26 protein-coding genes, 1 tRNA gene and 1 riboswitch are annotated in these 23,781 nt (G+C 32.4%); of the genes, 16 read left to right on the forward strand and 11 right to left on the reverse strand.

Annotation, left to right across the window (positions count from 1 at the left end):
- Window position 1: 1 nt before the first annotated feature.
- Window positions 2–74 (forward strand) — tRNA-Phe (locus A6I66_RS13230).
- Between the two features lie 340 nt (window positions 75–414).
- On the opposite strand, the gene A6I66_RS13235 is transcribed toward A6I66_RS13230, so the two are convergent.
- Window positions 415–651: a helix-turn-helix domain-containing protein gene (locus A6I66_RS13235; protein ID WP_067150216.1), complete on the reverse strand. Its 237-nt coding sequence runs from the start codon at window positions 649–651 to the stop codon at window positions 415–417.
- Window positions 652–1,396: 745 nt separating this feature from the next.
- On the opposite strand from A6I66_RS13235, the gene A6I66_RS13240 reads away from it, so the two are divergent.
- The 15 genes from A6I66_RS13240 (at window position 1,397) to A6I66_RS13315 (ending at window position 16,050) form a co-directional block, all read left to right on the forward strand.
- Window positions 1,397–1,954 carry a hypothetical protein gene (locus tag A6I66_RS13240; RefSeq protein WP_157614213.1) on the forward strand — a complete coding sequence of 186 codons (558 nt, stop codon included), beginning with the start codon at window positions 1,397–1,399 and terminating at the stop codon, window positions 1,952–1,954.
- A gap of 23 nt (window positions 1,955–1,977) precedes the next feature.
- Entirely contained in the window at window positions 1,978–2,403 is a 426-nt protein-coding gene (locus tag A6I66_RS13245) for a hypothetical protein (protein ID WP_067150222.1), read from the forward strand.
- A gap of 1,003 nt (window positions 2,404–3,406) precedes the next feature.
- Window positions 3,407–4,813, forward strand: coding sequence for a hypothetical protein (locus tag A6I66_RS13255; protein ID WP_157614215.1), 1,407 nt, complete (start codon window positions 3,407–3,409; stop codon window positions 4,811–4,813).
- A gap of 117 nt (window positions 4,814–4,930) precedes the next feature.
- Window positions 4,931–5,509, forward strand: a complete 579-nt coding sequence (locus A6I66_RS13260; RefSeq protein WP_067150231.1) for a restriction endonuclease subunit S — start codon at window positions 4,931–4,933, stop codon at window positions 5,507–5,509.
- 215 nt (window positions 5,510–5,724) lie between these two features.
- Entirely contained in the window at window positions 5,725–5,949 is a 225-nt protein-coding gene (locus A6I66_RS13265; RefSeq protein WP_067150234.1) for a DUF2188 domain-containing protein, read from the forward strand.
- A 60-nt stretch (window positions 5,950–6,009) separates the two neighbouring features.
- Window positions 6,010–7,497 (forward strand): type I restriction-modification system subunit M, encoded by a 1,488-nt coding sequence (locus A6I66_RS13270; RefSeq protein ID WP_067150237.1) that lies wholly within the window; start codon window positions 6,010–6,012, stop codon window positions 7,495–7,497.
- A complete protein-coding gene (locus A6I66_RS13275) occupies window positions 7,494–7,895 on the forward strand; it encodes a hypothetical protein (RefSeq protein ID WP_067150240.1) in 402 nt (133 codons plus the stop codon). Before A6I66_RS13270 ends, A6I66_RS13275 begins: the two co-directional genes overlap by 4 nt.
- A gap of 2 nt (window positions 7,896–7,897) precedes the next feature.
- Window positions 7,898–9,163: a restriction endonuclease subunit S gene (locus tag A6I66_RS13280; protein ID WP_084399685.1), complete on the forward strand. Its 1,266-nt coding sequence runs from the start codon at window positions 7,898–7,900 to the stop codon at window positions 9,161–9,163.
- Window positions 9,164–9,174: 11 nt separating this feature from the next.
- Entirely contained in the window at window positions 9,175–9,516 is a 342-nt protein-coding gene (locus A6I66_RS13285) for a hypothetical protein (RefSeq protein WP_067150243.1), read from the forward strand.
- A 23-nt stretch (window positions 9,517–9,539) separates the two neighbouring features.
- Window positions 9,540–9,833 (forward strand): hypothetical protein, encoded by a 294-nt coding sequence (locus A6I66_RS13290; RefSeq protein WP_067150246.1) that lies wholly within the window; start codon window positions 9,540–9,542, stop codon window positions 9,831–9,833.
- A gap of 4 nt (window positions 9,834–9,837) precedes the next feature.
- A complete protein-coding gene (locus tag A6I66_RS13295) occupies window positions 9,838–10,506 on the forward strand; it encodes a DUF3800 domain-containing protein (RefSeq protein WP_067150249.1) in 669 nt (222 codons plus the stop codon).
- 4 nt (window positions 10,507–10,510) lie between these two features.
- The gene (locus A6I66_RS13300; RefSeq protein ID WP_067150252.1) at window positions 10,511–11,050 is read left to right on the forward strand and encodes a hypothetical protein; all 540 of its coding nucleotides are present in this window, start codon (window positions 10,511–10,513) and stop codon (window positions 11,048–11,050) included.
- 167 nt (window positions 11,051–11,217) lie between these two features.
- Entirely contained in the window at window positions 11,218–14,481 is a 3,264-nt protein-coding gene (locus tag A6I66_RS13305; RefSeq protein WP_067150255.1) for a type I restriction endonuclease subunit R, read from the forward strand.
- A gap of 3 nt (window positions 14,482–14,484) precedes the next feature.
- Window positions 14,485–15,189: a M48 family metallopeptidase gene (locus A6I66_RS13310; protein WP_067150257.1), complete on the forward strand. Its 705-nt coding sequence runs from the start codon at window positions 14,485–14,487 to the stop codon at window positions 15,187–15,189.
- 30 nt (window positions 15,190–15,219) lie between these two features.
- Complete coding sequence (locus A6I66_RS13315) at window positions 15,220–16,050, forward strand: uracil-DNA glycosylase family protein (protein WP_067150260.1); 831 nt, start codon at window positions 15,220–15,222, stop codon at window positions 16,048–16,050.
- A 232-nt stretch (window positions 16,051–16,282) separates the two neighbouring features.
- Here the strand turns inward: A6I66_RS13315 and A6I66_RS13320 are convergent, their stop codons facing one another.
- From A6I66_RS13320 to A6I66_RS13365, 10 genes are all read right to left on the reverse strand, one after another.
- Window positions 16,283–16,501, reverse strand: coding sequence for a hypothetical protein (locus tag A6I66_RS13320; protein ID WP_067150263.1), 219 nt, complete (start codon window positions 16,499–16,501; stop codon window positions 16,283–16,285).
- 77 nt (window positions 16,502–16,578) lie between these two features.
- A riboswitch (SAM-I-IV-variant riboswitch) is annotated at window positions 16,579–16,668 on the reverse strand.
- A 16-nt stretch (window positions 16,669–16,684) separates the two neighbouring features.
- Window positions 16,685–17,902 carry a hypothetical protein gene (locus A6I66_RS13325; protein WP_157614216.1) on the reverse strand — a complete coding sequence of 406 codons (1,218 nt, stop codon included), beginning with the start codon at window positions 17,900–17,902 and terminating at the stop codon, window positions 16,685–16,687.
- Window positions 17,871–18,161: a helix-turn-helix domain-containing protein gene (locus A6I66_RS13330; protein WP_067150269.1), complete on the reverse strand. Its 291-nt coding sequence runs from the start codon at window positions 18,159–18,161 to the stop codon at window positions 17,871–17,873. The genes A6I66_RS13325 and A6I66_RS13330 overlap by 32 nt, the downstream gene beginning before the upstream one ends.
- A 435-nt stretch (window positions 18,162–18,596) precedes the next feature.
- Window positions 18,597–19,937: a site-specific integrase gene (locus tag A6I66_RS13335; RefSeq protein ID WP_067150272.1), complete on the reverse strand. Its 1,341-nt coding sequence runs from the start codon at window positions 19,935–19,937 to the stop codon at window positions 18,597–18,599.
- A 222-nt stretch (window positions 19,938–20,159) separates the two neighbouring features.
- The gene (locus A6I66_RS13340) at window positions 20,160–21,119 is read right to left on the reverse strand and encodes a glycoside hydrolase family 25 protein (protein WP_067150275.1); all 960 of its coding nucleotides are present in this window, start codon (window positions 21,117–21,119) and stop codon (window positions 20,160–20,162) included.
- A 405-nt stretch (window positions 21,120–21,524) separates the two neighbouring features.
- On the reverse strand, window positions 21,525–21,974 hold the full coding sequence (locus A6I66_RS13345; protein WP_067150279.1) for a ferritin-like domain-containing protein: 450 nt from the start codon (window positions 21,972–21,974) through the stop codon (window positions 21,525–21,527).
- A gap of 204 nt (window positions 21,975–22,178) precedes the next feature.
- The gene (locus A6I66_RS13350) at window positions 22,179–22,616 is read right to left on the reverse strand and encodes a hemerythrin domain-containing protein (RefSeq protein WP_067150282.1); all 438 of its coding nucleotides are present in this window, start codon (window positions 22,614–22,616) and stop codon (window positions 22,179–22,181) included.
- Window positions 22,617–22,687: 71 nt separating this feature from the next.
- A complete protein-coding gene (locus A6I66_RS13355) occupies window positions 22,688–22,891 on the reverse strand; it encodes a hypothetical protein (RefSeq protein ID WP_067150285.1) in 204 nt (67 codons plus the stop codon).
- Between the two features lie 53 nt (window positions 22,892–22,944).
- On the reverse strand, window positions 22,945–23,292 hold the full coding sequence (locus tag A6I66_RS16860) for a hypothetical protein (RefSeq protein ID WP_067150288.1): 348 nt from the start codon (window positions 23,290–23,292) through the stop codon (window positions 22,945–22,947).
- Between the two features lie 6 nt (window positions 23,293–23,298).
- The gene (locus A6I66_RS13365) at window positions 23,299–23,670 is read right to left on the reverse strand and encodes a YtxH domain-containing protein (protein ID WP_317047691.1); all 372 of its coding nucleotides are present in this window, start codon (window positions 23,668–23,670) and stop codon (window positions 23,299–23,301) included.
- Window positions 23,671–23,781: the final 111 nt, after the last annotated feature.

Raw genomic sequence — 23,781 nt, forward strand, 5'->3', positions numbered from 1 at the left:
AGGTACCTTAGCTCAGTTGGTAGAGCAAAGGACTGAAAATCCTTGTGTCCCTGGTTCGATTCCTGGAGGTACCACACAAGTTAACCCCTAATTACTTTATAGACAAGTTTTTAGGGGTTTTTTAATTCTTTCAAGGGACAACATTCGGGACAACATCTAATGATTTACCTAAAAATTAACCTACCTAAACCTATCCAGATTTAACACATTACCATTTCCTATAGCACCCCAATCCTATTCTCTTATCAAAAAACATTTTCTTAAAAATCTCAAAAAAATTTAATGTTTTACAATGAAAAGCAACGATTTAAAAAGTCTATTTTTTGATAGGGGGACGGTTCAGAAAATTGAACATGGGGGCGGCTTACATAATGGGTACCTTCTCCAGACCTTAGACGTGGTTCAAAAAAAATTTTATATTATTTTTTTTTTCAAGTCTATAATTTCAGAAAGGCTCACATTAAGAGCCTTAGCAATTTTTATTATTGTAATGATATTTGGAATATGCTCTCCTCTTTCAATCCTGCCTATTTGGTTTTTAACTACGTTAGCATCTACCTGTAATTGAAATTGACTTAAATGTCTTTCAAGCCGAAGTTGAGGAATATTATCGCCTATTTGCTTGATTATTTTCTTTTCAGACAATTGCATGTCCAAAAGTGACTCTATCTACAAAAATTATCAACCCTACATTTGTGGTATTTACTAATAATTCTTATCTCTGCATTAAATATTGGTAGTTAATCAGACAAGGGAAACCGTAAATCAATTCTACCGATTTATGTTATAATTGAATGCCTTAACTAAACCTTTTAATATGTTTTTTTAAAAAGAAAAAAGCCTCACTCAAAACATATATAATAAATGATTTGAATTCTGGTCTTAGAAAGATGATTAGAGATAGATTGATTGATATTAATAGTCCGTTGTCTGGGATGCATATTGTAAATTATATTAACCATATGAAAAAAACTATGCAGAAACAAGACCACTACTTCAAATAAAATATTCCTTAGATTGTATTGAGGTTTCCAAAAGAGTATTAGAAGTAGTAAACGAATTTAAAAATGAATGGATTGAACCTTAGATTATGCGCTACATTATCATACCAATCACCATATTTCTAGTATTCCTGTTTTTCAGAGACAAGCAGAACGAAGTAAGTCGAATCCAAAGTCAAGGAGGTTTTAATCTTAAATACGGAGTCTTAATCCATCATTATTTAAGTATACCAAGAATGCAAGTAGAAAGAAGAAGAAGTAAAAGCTCGATTACAATGTCAGTAAAAGATTCAACAGCCATAATCTGATTTCGGCAGCAAATCATCTTGATGATAACTATGTATCAGGATTCAATAGAATTGCGTCAATTATAAATAATTAATAATAAGAAACAAATGAGAAAAGTACTTACCTATAAATTAATATTGTTGTTTATATTTAGCCTGTCTTTTAATTTGCATTCTCAGACTAACAGCAATTATTTAGAAGTAAAAAATGGTTTCAAAATTTTCACTTTTGGAGATTTGTATACTACATACAGCAATAATTTAGTTAAGAGTAAAATATCATCAAGTTTAGACCCTTTTTATAGGACTACCTACTATTCATATACAGCATCTGTGCCCAATGAATTATTTGGTGTTAAATGGCATGATATCATATTAGGATTCACAAGAGGAAAACTGACAAATATCCGTGTTCAATGGAATTATAATAGCAGACATTTTGATGCGATAAAAAAAGACTTGGAAAGCATATTTGGCAGTTCAAAAGTGTCTGATAGTGGATATTTGACCTCCTGTTTATGGAGGAGTAAAAATATTATCATGAAATTTACTGGAAAAAGTTCCACATACCCGAAGGATTATGGAGATTTCAAACACTTCACTCTTACAATTGACAACATTGGGTTGAAAAACTATATCCTGAATAATAAAAAAAAAGATTTCTAGTTTAATTTAAAAACATCTTAATTATGGAGAGTGAGCTAATCAAATTAAAAATAAAGCTCAAGTCAGACACAAATTATATCAAAGAAACCTTCATAAAAGCTTGTCAAATCCTTGATGCGTCTATATTTGAACCACTTATTGATGAAGACCAGTATTTTGAGGAATTAGACAAATACCGCTTCCTCCATTCCATGAAGGAGCAGTTTGATTACCTAAAGGGAAATGGTGTAAAGAAAGCACATATGGCTATAGGAACCTGTAAAATGTGCTTCACTGGAGAGAAGGTCTACGAGTTTTATAAGGAACCTAAAAAAGGGAAACCTGCCTTTGCCTATAACATCCAGGAGCAAGATGGAAATATAAAGAACATATTTAGATGCAACTTCAGTGATGGATATCAGAGAGATGCAAGAACCAACAGAAATCCAGATATCACATACTTATTTTAGAACATAAACTCTCCGTTAATCCATTAACTAAAATTTAATGATGATATGAACAGGGCTTTTCTATACTTATTCTTATTGCTGGCACCAATTATAATATTGGTGATGGTTAATGAATCTGTTAGACCTACTCTAAAAGAAACACCATTTCAAATTAAAGGTGTGAAAGCTATGAATCCTTATGCGGCTAAATTGGACAGATGCACATGGCACTGCTACAGAGAAACAACCAGTCATTGTAAAAAATATCACACTACATTTGCTAGACCATATTTCAAACACATAGACCCACTATATTTTACAATTATTAAATCCATGCATTCTGGGGGAAACTATCAGCTAATGAATGTTGTATTCTTAGTGATTTTTATACCGTTGTTAACATTCTATCTATTGGTGAAGTCCATAGAAATGGGCTATTGTATTAAAGCTTTAAAAAAGAACCCATGATAGATATAATAAATAAAACCTTTGTCTACTGTACCGACTTTGTAATCAATCTAACAAGCCCATTAGGCATATCATATTATGAAGCAAACACTCTTATTTTTTGCATACTATATCCAGTAGCCCTGTCATTATGTCTGGTGCTATTTTTAAGAAACTGGTATATTCTCCGAAAACTAAATTAGTCACAAAATGTAATACATGTATACTATAGGGCAGTTTTTTTTTGTGAAATTTGGTTAAAAAAGAAAGGTTTGAGGTACGGTTGTCTTCCAAGGAGATAAGCAAGGTTGTTAAAGTCCTCGAATTTTTTACCTTTCATGGTCGTTGTAAATTAACTCTATTAGTTTTAAAATAAATCAACAAAACGGTACATTTCTTACAAAAAATACTTACATTTAAAATCTCCCCGCACAAAGACAATAATTAAGAGCAATAAATTATTTGTTAACCCTTATTTTTTTTCGATATGAATAAAAATCTATTCATTAGTTCGTTGCTACTAATTTTTACTTCAATTTCATTTAGCCAAATTGAAATTCAGAAATATAAAGACTTAGTGAGTCCTGAAGCTTACAGCAAAAAAATATCTGAAGATTTCAATTACTTATTACTTGGTGAAAACTCGCCAAATCAAGGTATAAGCGCCATTCTCAATGACGATAAAAGTAGTTTAAAAATAAACGGTTTACTCTATACAGGTAAATATGGGGTTTTAAACATAGAAGCTGACCTTAAAGCAAGTAATGGCATTTATTTTTTCGACCAAGAAAATGGAAGTGAGCAAGGAAAAATAACATTTAATTACTACAAGCCAGTAATAAGGTGGTCTGAATTTTACTCAATAAATGACTTTACCAAAGCAAATATAAAACTACAAACTTTAGAACTAATTACACAGGCTAAATCTGATTTTGAAGGTTTAGAAGAGTTGGTAAAAGAAGTCCTTGGTGAAGAAGTTAAAGAGGATAATAATGCCATAATCAAAAAACTTAAAAAATTGTCTGAAAAATACATCAATGAAGATGACGCTATTGGATTTCACAAATTAGAAGAAAGAAAGTTTGACAAAAGCAGTTACTATCTTAAAAGCGGCGAACCAAGCGAAAAAACAGAAAAAGAAGCAACTCAAATTATCATAAAGGATGGTATAGATTCAAAAAAAGACTTGATAATCAAGAACAAAGACAAAAAAAACATAACTAAAATATTAAGAGATTATGCTGCAAAAAAGAAGTTCATACTGAGAAAATTAGAAGATAGCATAAATAAACTGGAGCTGGAATCCGTCAAATCCCAGTGGGCTGGCAATCATATTATTTTTATGGGCGTTAGTCCTTTTTATGAAAGACAAAGTTTCAAGAGGTTTTTATACGATAACTCTAAGACCTTCTCAGATATGTTTACAAATGAAAGAGGAAATGTATATGGGATAACTCTTTCGTTGAATTATAGCTTAGAAAAAGGCAAAGGTTCCAGAAATATATACAAGCCTAAAAGTCTTTTCCTCAGGCTATCTACATCCCTAAATAGAGCATCAAATATAACAAATTTCAAAAGTAGCACACTAGACATTAGTACTCCTATCGGCAATGATGTAAATGGAAACCCTATAGAATTCACTAACTCAGACAAAGCATTCATTGGTGATTCAGAATACGAATATGGGTTCGGAAGTACATTTAGTTTTGAAGCTTACTACTACCCTTTTCCTGTTTCAGTTGGTGTATTTGGGAGGATAGCTTATAACAATATTAAGTTTAACAAAGGAAGTGTTTTAGATGATATTGAAGAATACCCAATGAGGCTTGGTATGTTATTCAGTCTAAAGAATAAAGAAGGGAAAAAACCTTTAATTACTATTCAGGCTTTTCTTGATAGAACCGATTTAAATTTAAGCCCTAATGGAACAGACAATGATTTAAGGTTTGGTCTAGGTATTGGGCTTCCGATTAACACAAAGTAGCTAATATGAAACGCTCTACAAAATAAAAAATATCAAAAAAATGTGATTTGAAACGCTCTACAATAAATATTTTTTATACATTTACACCAGAACAATGATAAAAAGTAGAGTGTTTTTATGATAAAAAAACTTGGAAATATTGCAGAAATACAGTTTGGTTCTTACGATAAGCCTAAAGAAGAAGGTAGCGTAAAGTACTTGCATGCTGGTCATTTTGACAAACTTTTTAAGCCAACAAAGTTTGAAAAAAGTTTTGTGGAGCTTGATGATAAAAATGACAAGTTCTTGTTACAACCCAACGATGTTATTTTAGCTGGTAAAGGACACCGCACTTTCGCTTGGGCTTACAATGTTAGCTTTGGTCAAGCCACCCCCTCTTCCCTATTTTATATAATCAGAACAAATTCTTCGGAAGTTTTAGGAGCATACCTTGCGCAATATCTAAATACAGAAAAAGTACAGTATAAGCTTAAGCTTATTGGAGCTGGAGCAACAATCACATCCATTCCTAAAAAGGAATTAGCACAGTTAAGTATTGTTTTGCCATCAATAGAAGAGCAAAAAAAAATAATTGATTTTATAGAGCTTCTAGATGAAGACTTAAAATTGACACAAGACTTATTAAATAAGAGAACAGCTCTTAAAAAAGGACTTGTCAATAGATTAATTAATAACCAAATAAAAATGAAGACATAAAAAAAAGCCTTAAAAAGTTAGTCCCTTTTTAAGACTTAGTATAAGGTATCGTTTTCTTTCAGTGGCTTGTCAACCGAACTGAAGCTAACAATGTTTGTGACAAAACAAAAGTATGCCTTATTAGTGACATATCAAAACAGAGATGTGTTTGGACTCGGAAAACGAGTTACCCTAATCCGTAAAAATTTTGGGTAGCATATTAAAAAATAAAAATTATGTCTAAAACAAGGCACGTAGTACCGAATCCTGATGGTGGTTGGGATTCAAAAAAAGGTGGAGCTGATAGAGCTTCTAAACATTTTGAAACTAAAAAGGATGCTGAAACCTATAGTCGGGATTTATCTCGTAAAGAAGGTTCTGAATTGTTTATCCATGGGAAAGATGGAAAAATTCAGAGAAAGGATTCTCATGGTAGCGATAAGTTTCCACCAAAAGGATAAGTTAAACCAATCTGAAGGGAGCAGCAACCCTGCTCTCTTCTTTTTAAAGAATATAAAAACATGAGTAAATCAACACAACAAGAAATAAACTATCAGGTTTGGAAAGCCTGTGATACGTTTAGAGGCACCATAGATGCAACCCAGTACAAAGATTACATTCTAACAATGCTCTTTATTAAATACATTTCTGATGTAAATAAGGAGAAAAGAGCAGATTATTTAAAGAAATACAACGGAGATAAGGAACGTGTTGAGCGTGCTATGAAGCATGAACGTTTTAAAGTACCCGAAGACAGCTCTTTTGATTTTCTATATGAAAATAGAAATGCCGACAACTTGGGTGAGCTAATCAATATTGCGTTAGAAAATATTGAAGATGCTAATCGTTCTAAGTTAGAAAAAGTATTTAGAAACATTGATTACAATTCCGAACCTAATTTAGGGCAAACTAAAGATCGTAATAGACGATTAAAGCACTTACTTACTGATTTTGAAGGATTGGATTTAAGACCTTCCAATCTTGAAGGTAATGATGTTATCGGTGACAGTTACGAGTACCTTATTGCAAACTTTGCTTCAGATGCAGGCAAAAAAGCGGGCGAGTTCTACACACCATCACAAGTCTCAACCTTATTAGCTAAACTGGTAGAACCAAAAGAAGGCAACAGAGTGTGTGACCCTACTTGTGGGAGTGGCTCATTATTATTAAAAGTTGCTGATGAAATAGGTAGTAAAAATGTTTCCCTTAATGGTCAGGAGTTAAACGGAAGCACTTGGGCATTAGCACGCATGAACATGTTCCTACACGAAATGGACAATGCTCACATACAATGGGGCGATACGCTAAATAATCCACTTTTAAGAGAAAATGATAGTGCTTTAACCAAGTATGATGTCGTGGTTGCAAATCCACCATTTTCATTAGATAAATGGGGAGCAGAAAATGCCAGTGCAGACAGATACCAAAGATTCCACAGAGGTGTTCCGCCAAAAAGTAAAGGAGACTATGCTTTTATAACCCATATGATTGAAACGTTGAATGAGCACGGAAAAGCTGGAGTCGTATTACCTCATGGCGTATTGTTTAGAGGGAGTTCAGAAGGTAAAATTAGAAAGCAACTTATTGATGAAAACCTTTTAAAAGCAGTCATTGGATTGCCAGCAAACTTGTTTTTTGGAACTGGTATTCCTGCTACTATCTTAGTGTTTGACAAGAACAAAGGAGACAATACAGATGTATTATTCATTGATGCAAGTAACGAGTTTGAGAATGCTAAAAACCAGAATAAGTTGACTGATGATAATATTGAAAAGATAATTTGCACTTACAAAAATTGGGAAATTGTTGATAAGTATAGCTATGTGGCAAGTTTAGATGAGATTATAGAGAACGAATACAATCTAAATATCCCTCGTTATGTAGACACTTTTGAAGAAGAAGAACCTGTTGATATTAAGGCTACGCAAGAAGAGATTAAAGCTATAAAGCTACAGATTGAAGAGGTAGAAAAGAAATTGGAACAGCATTTAGAAGCATTAGGGATATGAGTAGTTTACAAGATTATTTTTTAGCAATAGATGGTAAAATTAAAGGGCACATGCTGGAGATTGCAAGTTTGCATGATTTAAGAGTAAAATTTACAGGTTATTACATTGAAAATAATAGCAGGACAGGAAGCTTTTCACCACAGCCTTTTTATTTAACCTATAAAGAATATAGAGAAGAATGTCCTTACGAGGATGTTACGCATGTTAGATACTTTTTTGAGTTAACCAAAGGAGATGAAAAGCACGTTGCTACAGTTCATTTAGGAGCACCAGATTTTTACGATATTCATTTTTCTATTGAAGAATTAGTGGGTGGTGTTGAAATTAGAGACCCAGAACATACACACCTCTCTGATTTTGACCTTTTAATGTCATATGTTAAAACCAAGTTTAGTTAATCATGAGTGAGGTGATAAAAACATATGAAGAGGAACTTGAAACTAAAGAAGGTTTTAAGAAGACAAAAATTGGATGGATTCCGAGTAATTGGTCATTAAAAATATTAGATGAGCTTGGGAAAATATTTACTGGAGGCACCCCAAGTACAACTAATAACCTATACTGGAATGGAAGCACCAATTGGTTTACACCCTCAGAAATCTCTAAATCTGGAAAACATGTATACGAATCCTTAAGAAAGATATCCAAGGATGGGGTGAAAAAATCTTCAGCCACTTTAATGCCTAAAGGGACAATTATAGTTTGTACAAGAGCAACAATTGGTGATTTAGCTATCACTACAGAAGAATCCACAACAAATCAAGGATTTAAAAGCATATACCCACACGATAGTGTAGATACAGAGTTTTTGTACTATTTAATTGATAGTCAAAAAGCAAACCTAATTAGAAAATCATCAGGTAGTACTTTTTTAGAATTGTCAACCACCAATTTTAGAAGGTTTAAAGTTGCAGTTCCTTCACTTCCAGAACAACAAAAAATAGCCTCTATTTTATCGGATTGGGATAGGGCAATAGAAAACACGCAATTTCTCATTAATAAATTACAGCTACGCAAAAAAGGCTTAACACAACAGTTGTTAACTGGTAAAACTCGTTTAGCTGGATTTAATGATGAGTGGAAAGAAGTTAAGCTTGGAGATATAACAGATAGAATTACTAAAAAGAACGAAGAATTAGATGATACCGTCGTTACGATTTCAGCCCAAAGAGGATTTATTAAGCAAGAAGATTTTTTCAATAAAAGAGTAGCTAGTTCGACTCTTTCAGGTTATTATTTAATTGAAAAAGGGGATTTTGCCTATAACAAAAGTTACTCTAATGGCTATCCAATGGGTGCATTTAAGCGATTAGATGATTTTGATAAAGCAGTTGTAACCACATTATACATTTGCTTTTCCGTGAAAGACAATATCGATTCAGATTTTCTTATGAACTATTTCGAAGGAGGATTAATGGTTAAAAATCTCATGAAAATAGCGCAAGAGGGCGGACGAGCGCATGGGTTACTCAACATAGGACTTAATGATTTCTTTAACTTAAAGTTGACTATCCCATCAAAAGAAGAGCAAGCAGAAATAGCTAAAGTTGTTAACACGGTAGATGATGAAATTAAAAATTATCAAGATTATTTAGAGCAATTACAAGCCCAGAAAAAAGGCTTGATGCAACAGCTGCTAACAGGTAAAATTAGAGTTAAATTGTAAATAATTTAAGTATGGATTTAAAAGATATATATGGTGTTTGGAGACATGTTCATGGAGATGTAATAACAGACTTTGCAGTTCGTGTTTTTGATGTAAAAACAGGTAAAGGCTTATCTCGGTTTGGTATCCATGGTAAAGATGAAAACAGTAATGTAATTGACTATGCATGGGAAGGAATTATTGTTGGGTTAAATGATAATGGTGATGGGACTTTTACAATTGAAATTGAGCAAATAAAATTTACAGAAGATAACCCTAAATACCAAGAACTAAAGGTTTATATGCTCGCTGATAATGTCATGATGTTAGAACTTGCCAATGGTGACGTGGTAGAATTTGAAAAAATTCGATAATTAACAATAAGAAGCTTCGCTAAATGAAAAAAGAATTAGAAATATTAAACAGCTTAACACCAGCTCAAAAGGTAGAGTTAGACAACGATATGCAGCAATTATATGTTAAGTGCTACGAGCAAACCAAAGGTCAAATAGAAAAGCTAAAAGATGTAAGGGTGAATATGCGATTACAAGACAAAGTATTCCTAAAACTAACTTTTGAGTTTGATAGAGCTATTGGCGAAAAAGGTAAAGGTAGAATAATAGCTTTGTCTAAATATCCTAATAAAATAGCATATGAAGCTGCGGTTGCTGCTGAACAAAATTTGAATTAAAACTATGAGCAAAACTTTCAATCTATATTGTGACGAAAGCACACACTTACAACATGATGGCAAGCCATACATGGTGATAGCTTATATAAAATGTGCTTACCCTCAAATCAAGCAACACAAAGACTACATCAAACTACTTAAAGCCAAACATAAGTTTCATGGCGAAATGAAATGGTCTAAAATATCAAAATCCAATGCAGAGTTTTATGCCGATGTGATAGACTATTTTTTTGCTACAGACCTTAACTTTAGAGCTATTGTAGTTGATAAAACGCATATTGATGAAAATCGTGAAGGCTTTACCTATGACGATTTTTATTTTAGAATGTACTATCAATTGGTAGTTCAAAAAATGGCTACAAAATACACTTATAACCTTTATTTAGATGTAAAGGACACCAGAAGTCAAGCTAAATTATCAAGACTCAAAAATATACTGGATAACCACCACAACATTAGAAATATTCAGTTTATCAAATCTTACGAAAGCTATCTAATGCAAATAGCAGACATCATGATGGGTGCCATAAACTACCATATTAGAGGTTTAAATAGGGTTACGGCTAAAAATAGGGTTATTGAAAAAATGCAGTCCCATGCTAAAATCAACCTTAAAAAATCTACCCCAAAAGAAGCAGAGAAGTTTAACCTATTCTATATAGACTTAAGATAGTGGTATGCCTCATAATCAAATTAAAAAATATCCACAGCTATTAGAGATTATGCATCTTAATGAGTACGCAAGAAAAGCATCGTTAAGAGCCATTTTTGATAGAGACATAACCGAAAACGACAAATTCCTGTTCAATAATAAAGTCATTAGACCAACAAAATTGGATGGTGAAATAGATTTAGGCAACGTATTTACTCACCTGATTACAGAAGATATTTATGAGACTGATGAAAATGGGAAGGAGATTAAACGCAGGGAGTTTGAAAAAGATAGAGCGCACCGTTTACACTGGTTAATACCCCATATAGAAGCAAAAATTAAAGATGAAGTTCATTGTTTTTCTGTAGAGGAAAGAGACCAAAGAAAGCGTAAGGATCTAGTTAGAACCTATATTCTTAATGTAACCGAAAAGTATGTCATCGTGTTGGAACCACAGAACTCGAACAAAGACTACTATTTGATAACTGCCTACTATTTAAACAAGAAATACGGCTTAAAGCAGATGAAAAAGAAAATGAAACAAAAACTTGATGAACTCTATTAAAACCGCAAGGCTCGGTACAAATCTTGTTGTATCGAGCCTCGAAACTCTGTCTTCCTATATTCGGTAAGATGAGCGGAGCAAATTTATGATATTTTAGCTATAAAGCAAATAAATTAATAGTTTTTAACAAGTTATAAACAAAAATAACACCAAAATATTAACGTGTCGTGAGCAAAACACCATCATTTTTAGAAGACCATATATCTCAAATTCCAGCAATTCAATTGTTGGTTAATATGGGGTACGAGTATGTGTCACCAGAAAAAGCTTTAGAATGGAGAGGTGGCAAAAAGTCGCATGTTCTATTTGAAAATATTCTAAAGAAACAGCTTAAAGAAATAAATAGCATTAAACGTAAAGGACAGGTTTATGAGTTTTCAGATGCTAACATTAATTCGGCAGTTATATCTTTAAAAGACTTACCTATACATGAGGGTTTTTTAAATGCCAATGCTGCATTTTACGACTTAATCACATTAGGCAAGGCAATGGAACAAAGTATTGATGGTGATAAAAAGAGTCACACATTACAATACATAGATTGGAAGAATCCTGAAAATAATGTGTACCATGTAACAGAAGAATATGCTGTTTTACGAACTGGAAGAACAGACACTTATAGACCTGATGTGTTGCTATTTATAAATGGAATTCCTACTGTAATTATTGAGTGTAAAAGCCCATCGTTAAAAGGTACTAAATCGCCAACTGAATTAGCGATTGAGCAACACATAAGAAACTTTGGTAAAAAGGGAATTAGGTCTCTCTATATATACTCTAATTTATTACTAAGCATTGCAACTAATGACGGAAGTTATGCCACAACAGGAACTAGTAAAGAGTTCTGGGCGAAATGGAAAGAACAGTTTGCTACTAAACAAGCAGAATCAAATTATTGGAAGGAATTAAATGCTTTAAAAAACAAGCCATTAAAGGAATCTGTAAAAGATGATTTATTTGCAGACAGAACAAACGGATTTAATTATGCAAGACGCTATTTCGATGGTCTAGAGCAAGAAGATAGACTATTAACTAAACAAGATGAGTTATTGTATAGTTTATGCAGACCAGAGCGCATTATAGACATAATAAGAAACTTTACAATTTATGATGAAGGGATTAAAAAGGTTGCAAGATACCAGCAGTTCTTTGCAGTTAATGATACCTTAAATCGTGTTACTCGTTTTGATAATGCAGGAAGGCGACAAGGCGGTGTTATTTGGCACACTCAAGGAAGCGGAAAATCTCTAACCATGGTCATGCTAGCTCAAATGATTGCATCGAGTCCAGAAATATCAAACCCAAAAATACTTCTTGTAACTGATAGGATTGATTTAGATGACCAGATATCAGATACTTTCAAGAAATGCCAGAAAGAAGTTAAGCAAGCCAAAACAGGCTCTCATTTAACAGAGCTTTTAAATGATAAAAGTGATGCGATTATTACAACAATCATTAACAAGTTTGAGGCAGCTGTAAAACAATGCAAAAATCCATTTTTATCACCAGATATTTTTGTGATGATTGACGAAGGGCACCGTACTCAATACGGTAGTTTTAATGTAAGTATGCAACGTGTATTCCCAAATGCTTGTTTTTTAGCCTTTACAGGGACACCTTTAATGAAAAAGGAAAAAAGTACTGCGCATAAGTTTGGAGGCTATATAGGACTTCCTTACACGGTTAAGGATGCGGTTGAGGATGGTGCTGTAGTTCCGCTTTTGTATGAAGGCAGGCACAATTTAATTACAGTAGATGAAGACCCAATTAACAGGTATTTTGATAAATTATCTGAACCACTTTCAGATTATGGTAAAGCAAACCTAAAGAGAAAGTTCAATACTATTAATGAGCTTAATAAAACCGAAAAGGTTATCTATGCTAGAGCTTGGGATATTTCAGAGCATTATAGGAGTTTCTTTCAAACTGAAGGTGATAAGTATAAGCCTAAAGCTCAGTTGGTAGCACCAAGTATTAAAACCGCCTTATTATACAAGCAGTTTTTGGATGAAATTGGTATAGTAACTTCTGAAGTTGTAGTCACCCAATCAGACCCTCGTGAAGGCACTGAGGATGGTTTTTATAATGTAAATGAAGAAAAGGAGAGAGAGGATGCTTATTTTGATGCTATGATTGATAAGTATGGTGATTTGAAACGATTTGAGAAGAGCATTATCACACAGTTCAAAAAACGTGAACACCCAGAAATACTTATAGTGGTTGCTAAATTATTAACAGGTTTTGATGCACCAAATAATACCGTATTGTACCTATGTAGGTCTTTAAAAGAACACACATTATTACAAGCAGTTGCGAGAGTAAACAGGGTGTTCCCAGGGAAAGATTATGGTTACATCATTGATTACTATGGTAATTTAGAGAATTTGGATAATGCATTAAGCACATATTCTGGATTAGCTGAATTTGATGAGTCTGAATTGGAAGGAACCTTGACCAATCTAAATGAAGAAGTAAAAAAACTACCTCAAGCGCATTCTGAGCTTTGGGATATTTTCAAAACACTCAAAGACAAAAATCTGGAAACAACAGCTTATGAGGAGTTACTATCGCCTGAAGATGTTAGAAATAATTTTTATGAGAAGTTAAGTCATTTTGCTCGCTTATTGAAGATGGCTTTGTCATCAGTCGATTTTGTTAATAATACGGATGCTAAGAAAGTTGATATGTACAAAAGAGATGCAAAATTCTTTTTGAAACTTCGTGTTGATGTTAAGAGACGTTACAATGATGATTTATCATATAAAGAGTTTGAGCCTCAAATACAGAAATTAATCAATAAGCATATTTCTACAGAAGGTGAAATCATGAAAGTAACCGAATTGGTTAATATTTTTGATAAAGAGGAAAGGGAAGCTGAAATAGAAAAAATCACTGGAAAGTCAGCACAAGCAGACCACATTGCAAGCCGAACAATTAAGGCGATTAATGTTAAGATGCAAGAAGATCCAGTATATTATAAAAAGCTTGCAGACTTAATTAAAGAGACTATTGAAGAGTATTATTTAAAGCGAATTTCCGAAGCCGAATTTTTAAAACGTGCTAAAGAATATGAAGATAAGCTCTTACATGGAAGGTCTGAAGATGCTCCAGAAGAATTGGCAAACAATGATGCAGCATTAGCTTTTTACAACTTTAGTAAATCGGTATATGAAGATACTGAATTACTTAAAACACCATTTCATATTGAAGTAAGTTTGGCTATCGATAACATGGTTAAAGAGCATATTTATATAAATGGCAATAAAATTATTGAATGGCATAAAAACAATGATGTTACAGGAAAAATAAATATTGATTTAGGAGATGCCTTATATGAGCTTTTAAAGAAATTTGACTTGGACACGGATTGGGCAAAAATAGACCATTTGATTGATGAATGTATGAAAGTAGCCATATTGAAATATAAGTAGTTTATGAAAGACCAGATACAATACGGTAATACATTAATAGACTATAATTTAGAGTTTGCAGAACGTAAAACTTTAGGAATAAAAGTATACCCTGATAAATCTGTAAATGTTTCAGCGCCACATGAAAGTTCAATTGAAAAGGTAAGAGAAAAGGTTAAACATAAAGCTTCATGGATTATTAAGCAACAGGACTTCTTTTTATCCTTTCATCCGTTAACACCAGAGCGTAAATTTATAAGCGGAGAGACCCATCTATATTTAGGAAGGCAGTATAGATTAAAGCTACATTTAGCTAAAAATGAATCAGTAAAATTGGCTGGAGGCTACATTCATATTTATATAGATAACTTAGATGATAAAAATGCTATTCAGGATGTTTTAAAACGATGGTATAAAGAGAAAGCTGAACTACACTTCAATCAGTTGTTTAATGAGCTTAAACCTATCTCAAAAGGCTTTTATGAGCAAGAACCTCAATTAACTTACAGATGGATGAAGAAACGCTGGGGAAGCTGTGATAAAAACGGAAAAATACATCTTAATCTAGAACTTATTAAAACACCTAAAAAGTGCATTGAATATGTAATCATGCATGAACTTTGTCATCTTAAATATTTGAACCATAGTACTGCTTTTTACACGCTTTTAGAAAAGGTTTATCCAGATTGGAAGACTACAAAGGATAGGCTTGAGAGGTTGATGGTTTGAACTAAATAAGATTAAAACAGATTACCTAAAATGAAAAACAGCAAATTACAAAATTCAATAATTGAGTTGTTAAGCACGAATGTTATAAAAACACCAAAAGAGCAACTTGATTCTATTTATAGCGCATGGCAAAAAGGAGAAAAAGCTAGTGAAATAGAAATTGATGGACTCCCAATTACCACGCTACACAGAAATTCACTTATAAGTGACGAATTAATCCCCAAAGGCACGGGTTTATTAGGAGTTGATTTGCCTTATTGGGAAGGTGACTTTGAAAACTCCCAAAATAAAATAATGATTATAGGAATCGACCCATTGAGAGATGAAAATGCTTTTAAGAAAGCTGGTGCGAACACTTACAATCACGTGTTATTGAGTTCGCCATTTGCCTATCATGCTAATAAAAAATCTAGTTTTAAAACTTTTATTAACCATTTAGCAGAGAATAATTTCATTTATCTAACTGATGTGTATAAAACTTTTTTTTCAAAAGGTTTAAAAGCATATAAAAGCTATAATTACTATAATAAAAAGACTAAGGAATTTCCACAGATTACAAAAATGCTTTTTAACGAGATTAAACTTATAGAACCTGATTTGATAATTACTTTAGGAGCAGACACATATAAACAATTGACAAAGTCAAAAGGAATTACCTTAACACGTAATATAATGACTGAGCAACGCAGATATCATGAAGGTATCCCTACGCTTCCTTTGATGCATATTTCAGGCTGTTATGCTCATCATTTAAAATCATTTTTAGAAATTAATGAAATAGATTCTAAAATGAATATTGGATTAGCCTATTTTATATTGGTTAAAAAATTTCTGGATAATATGCCAATGAAATCACATTAACTAATATTTCACACTTTAATTATCCAGTATAAGTAACAAAATGGCAGAAAAGACAAACCAAGATTATTTACCACTTCTAACAATTTGACTTTATTCTATTACAGATAGGAAAGACAACTCAAATCTTCAGGCTAAGTATGATAAATAGTTTTGTTCTATAATAAAAGCTTACTTATTACCTAATTTAAGTTATCTTTCTCACCTTTCTCTAATTGTTGCAAAATTCATACAACTAATACATATAATGCATCTCTTCAAGCTGCTCAAACCAATCTTGTAGCTCTTCTAGAGTCTTTTCTTTAAAATTGGGATAACTAAACCAAATTTCATCAACCAAATCTAGTTGATTTTCAGCAAATATTCCTTTTGCTTTTTCCTCTTGTAAGTCTACAAAATTTAATACGTCTTGTAAGGTGCCAATTAATTCTGAAATTAGTGTTTCTCTTGTCATTTTATTAAGTTTTTAAATGCTAACACTCTAATTAGCAATGTTTTTATTTTTAGAGCATCAGGACAAGAAATTGATAGGATTGGTCATTTTTTTGACGAAGTCCGCATTCTAAACCACCTTTGCTTTTGTGCTAGGTTGGTACGCTAAAAGCGTTCCTGATGCTTTGTAGTTGTTATTTATACCCTACTTAAGAGCTTTATATGCTATTTTTAAGCTTTTGATTTTTTTATCAAAGTGACGATAATATTTATTAACGGTATTTTTACTCATGCCAAGTTTTTTTGCAAGTCTCAATTGAGATATTTTACCGTCAACTTTCGAATCCCAACCATTAATTCCTTCCTCTATTTTCCTAATGGAATTCTTGCTTTTAATCTTACCAACTACAGAACCTATCACTTTGTGCTTAACTTTTTTTGATAATTTAATTTCTGGATTAAAAGCAATCCTTCGTTCTTTGTTAAGAATAGGCTCTATATCCTTATTATTTAAAGTTCTCTGAATAATGATTTCTACTTCTTTGTCTGGAAGTGGTATATCGCACCTACTTCTATTAATTCGATAAATTAAACTTCTAAATCTTTCTTCCGATTGAGAAGGATTTAAAGCATAGCTCTGATGCGCAAGCAATGAAATAATATTATTTCGAGAGCCTTCATAAATTCTATAAGGAATATAAAATGATGCATATTTTAACTTTTCCTTCTCAAAAACCAAGAATGGTTGATTGTTGAATTCAATATCCCCTAAATTGTCATATCTTAAATTTACACCCAATTCGTTCACATCCTTCTCCTTCTTTTTTTTGTATGAATACGTAATGGGGGTGTTTTTATCAATACCAACATTGGTTGTACTAGTATCCCACACAATAGAATTTTCATTATAGTATAGATTTGGGTCATAGCTTTGTGCATTAAATTGAGATGCTTTACCTGCATAAACATCGGAGTAAATGTTTAATGCATTTGATATAGCTATATAACTCGATTTAAAGTTATTTAAGCTTAGTTTATCCACTTTCACCAGGATACCCATCCCAGTATTAGATAAAGACTTCCAAGAAGCACATATTAGCTTATTAGTCAAATCAATATTGGTACAATCATCTATGTCGATATAGATGTAGCCAGAAGGTGCTTTTATGTTTGAGTCCTTCTTGTACTTATCGTAACAAAAGTTAAGCGTGTAGCAAGGTAGTTCAGTAGTTTTAATAATATTATATTGTTCTTTACTAGCATTCTGGTATAGTTCCCTTGCTCTAAATATGACGTCCAATACTTTCGAGTTTGGACTGACAATTCTTTCCAAAAACTCTTCCATTTCTATCTCTCCTAATACTTGAGGGCTTTTTACATTGTTAAAGTAATTAAACATAACAACCTCCTTCCATTGCATCATCAATATCCTTTCTTTTATAGTATACCTTACTACCAATTTTTGTAGCTCGTAAAACACCATTTTTATTATACTTCCATAATGTTGCATAACTGACCTTTAATAAGTCCTTTGCCTCTTCTCTAGTAAAATACTCCTTATCTTCTCTTGGATTCTTTTGAACAATAGAATCCTTCTTTTCTATAAGGGACAATATCTCTTTTCTAAATACTTCAAAAAACTCCTCAGTAGTCATTTGAAAAATATGCTTCTTATTACTCATAATATTTACTTTTTAAATGTTGAACAAATAGTTCAGAATTTTTCTAAACCTTAAAAAGTTAATTGTGCACTAATAACTTGAAGACATAATTAATATTTTTAAATGCTAAAAACAACCACTTTGAAGACTTTAACAAATTGACAATCAGCATTTTAAATTAACTAATTCAATTTAACTAAAAAGCTCATAATTACTTGTTTTTTAGTTAGTTAAGAAGATTCTCAGATTAACTAATATGGAATAGACATTGAATTAACTAATCCTTTTAACATATAAACAATGCATTAACTAATTCAAAAACAGTTTGTAAGAATAAACATGTTAACTATTTATTGATTATTCTAGTTTTACTAATTGACTCAAAAAAACAAACAAAAAAAGAACTAATATTTAGTCCTTTTTTGATTATTATTCGCTTATGAATTTTAGAAAATTTTATACAGGAATACAAGAATTCTGAAATGCCTCCGTGGAAGTTATTTGAGAAGCTCTTTCTACCTTGGGATTACGAATATACTTCATGAATTCCTTAAGCGTAGAATGTCCACTAAGTTCCATAATAGAATGAACAGGAACTCCTGCCTTAAATTTTAGAGTACAAAATGTTCTTCTAGCTGTATGACCCATTATTAATTGATGCTTAGTTATTTTTCTTTCCTTACGCTTCCCTCCCCTAGTAATTTCAACTTTAATTTTTTTATCGATTTTAGCTTTTTCGCCAACTATTTTAATATAATCATTAAGCTTTTGTTCAGTAATTTTCGGAGGCAACTTACCTTCATATCTTTCATTCATAATGGCTTCAATTACAGGCGTAATTTTACACCAAACCGTCTTATCCGTTTTCTCTTGTCTAATCTTTATATATCTTTCGTTTTCACGAATCTCAATTTCATGTTCTCGCAAATTATGATAATCACTGATACGCTGACCAATCTCACAGCCAATAATAAAAACATCTCTTGCTAACTCTAAATGAGGCGTTTTACTTAAATCCAATTCATATATTCTTTTGAGTTCATCAATTTCCAAATGAATTGCTTTAGTTTCTTCAGTATGAACCTTGAACCTCTTATATTTCAAATTAGTATGATATTCATCCGCTAAAGCTGCTCCCATAAGAACTTTGAGATTTTTGATTTGTTTCCCTATCGTGTTGAGCGAATAATGCCTTTTCTCCGTTTTACTAAATTGATATGTTTTCAAATTCATATATTCAATAAAATCAGAATAGAATTCCCTGTCTAAGTCAAAACTTAAAACACATTCAAACTCTTTTTCAAAACCCTTTAAATGACCTAAAGTCTGTTCATAAGATTGTATCGTAGCATTTTTATGTCCTGTTTTAGGTTTAGGGAGTTCCTTTTCCTTTTGTTTAATATGCTTTTCAATAAATGGGATTAATGTTTTTATTTCGCTTTCCTGCTCTTCAATAACTTCTTCCTCTTCATTTCTAAAATCATCTAAACACGCTTTCATAATAGGGTTAGTCAAAGGAATCTGATTAGAATCACAATTCCTTATAAATTCTTTTAGTGTACGAGTTAAATCATCAATTCTATCATTTATAATTGTTGCATTAGCAACTGCACGAACATTTTTAACTCTTCCTTTGTCTCCAACCCAATAGTCTGGATTGACTGAATAACCTATAGAATACTTAAACCGCTTCTTTCTTCCATATGAATAATCAAGGAATATTGGCTTCTCTGGTCTGGTGGATGCTTTAAGTCTAAATACTGGTTCAGCTCCCTTAGTTCGTCTGGATTGAATCATTGAAGAAATCTTTTCACAAAGATAACTAAAAGGGACAACATTAGGGACGACATTTTTAAATTTATATAGGCTAATTAAATTCACTTACATTTAAAACCCTTATATTTACTACAATTAAAGATGTTATTAAAATTTATCAAATCCCATAAAACAACATATTGTGGTACTGGAGGTACCACACAAGTAAAAGCCCTGAAAATATTTTCAGGGCTTTTTTTATTTCTATTTAATTTTATATGGTTTCCAGTATTTCTTAGAGTGGTCTTGCTCGCCTAAGCACATACTTTTTAAATCATCCATACTAAGATTAAAACTATTACCATCGACATGCGTATCGATACCTGGAATTTTAACCGTTTCAGAAAACTGATGGAAGGTCCAGTTTACATCACTCACCCTACCTTTTCCTGAGTATGCTGCAATCCATAAAGGATAATCTTCAATATACCCTTTTAAATGCGTATCATAAAAATGTTTCCCTGTATAAACTACAGGTTTGATACCGTACTTAGCTTCCGCCAAATGCAACCAATTTAAAACACCTTCTCTCAATTTCTTATCACCAAACTTACTTCGCTCTTCGATGTCTAATATTGGTGGGAAATCACCATCTACTAAAGAAACCGTTTCTGCGAAATTTTGAAATTGCTCGGTAGAATCTTCATTCGGACGATAATAATGATAAGCTCCTCGAACAAAGTCATGCTCCTTAGCATCATCCCAGTTTTTGTGATAATGAGTATCCTTTCCATCCTTACCCATCGTTGAACGAATAAACACAAACTCTACAGGATGATCTGACCCTTTAACCTCATGCCATTTTATCTCACCTTGGTAGTGTGAAATATCAATTCCAAAAAGGTAGTGTGAATTTTCGTGACCGATATGCTCTAAACTCTCAATAGCCTCAATCTCTTCGGCAGTTCTCACAATTTGACCAGATTCATTCTGGCTATTTACCTCCAAAGCCGTAATACTCCCTATAATAATAGCTCCAATTAGAAGCGTAGAAAAGATTAAAGGAGATGCTTTTTTTTCACGAATATGCCTTATTCCTCGTTTCTTTCCAGATTTTTGAGTCACCAAAAACAAGAAAAAAACAGTCATTAACACTATAAAAAACCACATTAAAAATTTAACGGGATCTTCCACCCCAATTAAATCACCCATAAAAAGTTTCATCGTTTTATCATTTTACCTACTAACAAAATTAGTTTAAAGGCCCCTTTCTGATAACGACATACCGTGTCTTATTTGTTTTTAACCGTGTAAGATTATCATAACTAAATGTATAAATAAAAACATTTGAAAATGATAAAATTTTAATGATTGATGAAAATATTTTCACCCCTAAAACAAGTGATTATTTCCTGGGTTTTCACTGGGTTTCAGACAAAAAAAAAAGACCCCGGCTTTAAAGAATTTAGCCAAGGTCTTTTCATACTAACCAACCGATTCAAAGATAAAACTCTTATACAGTACTGATGTTCTCAATACATTTTATAATGAACTGTTTTAAACAAAAAAGAGCTGCCGATAAATTCGACAGCTCTTAAAATTAGTTTTCGGAACTAATAAGCTAAAAGATTACCTCAAATCTTCTAGTGTTTTGATGTTTGACAAATCGTTTTCAATTTGTTTCTTTTGATTTAACAGAAGTGATTTTGTGCTAGACGGTATAGACATATCGTTAAGCGCTTCCTGATATTCCTCAACCGCCGCACGTTCTCCTCGAATAGCTTCTTCTAGCATGGCTTCTTCACTATCCAGACTAAGAAAATCTTTTATATCCATCCAAACACGGTGTGCGGTTCCTGTAACACTACCGCCTTTATCGACATCGCCACCGTAGGATTTGATTTCGGTTTTTAAAGCGTGCCCGAAACTATAGCGTTCATCAGATTTTTTCGTGAAATAATTTTTTAATGCTGGGTTTTCAACATTTTCTGCAGCTGTTTTAAAACCTTTTTCAGCATCATAAGTTTTCTCTAATAAATCATTTAGCTTATCGCTAACTTTTTCTGTGTAAGTGCTCATAATAATTTTGATTTTAGTTTAATTTTTTCTCTTTTAGGCTTAAACACATCATGTTATTCACCTGTCACATATCAAAATTAAACCATAGAAAATCAACCCATTAACCCAATAAAACGAACTATTAATCCTTTTAAATAAAAAAAGACTTTCTAAAACTAAACGTTCTAGACAGTCTTCAATATTTTTGATCTAATTCGGGAAACTTTAAACATTTTCAGCCATATAGGCTTGGTAATCTTTTGCCAGCTCTGTTTTTTGTTTTTCTGTAAACACCTTTCCTGCTAATTGAAAAAAAGCATGCTCTTCATCTTCTAAATGGTGTTCCACTTTATGCTTTAAGTCTTTTGCTATTTTTAACCAAGCTGACGACGTATAGTCTGTTTCCTCTAAAGCTTCAATTAACTCATCAATTTCATGATGTTCTGCAATACCGTGTCTGGCTTTTTCTTGCATTTTATCGCTACTAATTAAAGGCTTGTAGAAGTGACGTTCTTCCGCATTGGCATGCATATCCAATTCGTGTTTCAACTGTTTAAATATCACATCTCTTGACTCGGTGTCGCCAGAGGTGGCCACCAAACGCTCCAATAAATTTCGTTGGGTATCGTGGTCTTTTCTTAAGGCTTCAAATATGGTTGTCATGTTTTTAAGTTTTAATGGATTGAAGAAGTTTTTATTATTTCAGAGGAAATTACAGAGTTACCTAGAAAGCTTTACCTATTCATTATTTTTTTAAATAAAAGCACGAGTCCATACTGACCTCCTAAACGAAGTGCCGTATGCAACCAGTGTTCTAATTTAAAATCTTCTTTATAGTCTTCCTTTAAGCCTTTAATTTCCTCCCATGCAATAGCCCGTTGTAATTTTAAAATTTTCAACTCCTGATCTACATGTTTCATATCCTTATATCGTCTCATTTATAAAGGTTTAAAAGATTAGCTAATTTTAGTGTCTAGTATTTAATCGAAGGTTAATCAAAGAAAAACTCCGATAATTTGCGAACTACCAAGTGATTGATGACCCGTCGAAATAGAAAAGCTAGGATTGATAAAACCATAAAACCCAAGGCTACAATAATGAATCCCAAGGGATAACTCTCGATAACCTCACCGATATACAAGGCCAAACTTACGGCGCTAAGTATTGCAAAAATCCCACATAAACACCCAATAAAAAGCACTTTAAGCATCAGACTAACTGACATAGAAAAATGCTTAAAAACTTTTAATCGATAGTATTTGTATGAGGATTCCGCATAACGTTCCCCCAAGTTCACAGCCTTATTATTAGTTTCATTTATAGCGTCTATCAATCCCATAATATATTATGATGTTTTTTGCAACTTTTTATTTTTAGCTTTTAACTCTGTAAGTTTCTTTTCCAAAGTGCCTATTACATCATCGGCTTTATGAGTTACATCTGAAACAATAGCATCAACCTGCTCCTCTAAAGTCTGTTTTTTAGCCGATGTATTAGTCAGAACACGGTCTTTTAAATCTACCGTTGTTTTAGCAATAACATCTTTCGCTGCGGCCAATTCGGCTTCAAGTTTAGTTTTTGCAGTAACAGCTTCGTCAGCTATCATTTGTCTTGTTTTACTTCCTTTATCTGGCGCAAACAACACACCTACAGCTGCTCCTACTAAGGTTCCTGCAATAATTCCTAATGCTGTACTCTCATTATTATTCATATTCATAAAATTTAAAGGTTAATATTAATTGTTACTATCACAAATTTAAAGACATCGCTAAAGCTTTATTAACGCAATTCAATAGAATATGAGCTGCTTTGAAAACATTTAAAATCG

Source organism: Pseudotamlana agarivorans, assembly GCF_001642835.1.
Classification (GTDB): domain Bacteria; phylum Bacteroidota; class Bacteroidia; order Flavobacteriales; family Flavobacteriaceae; genus Pseudotamlana; species Pseudotamlana agarivorans.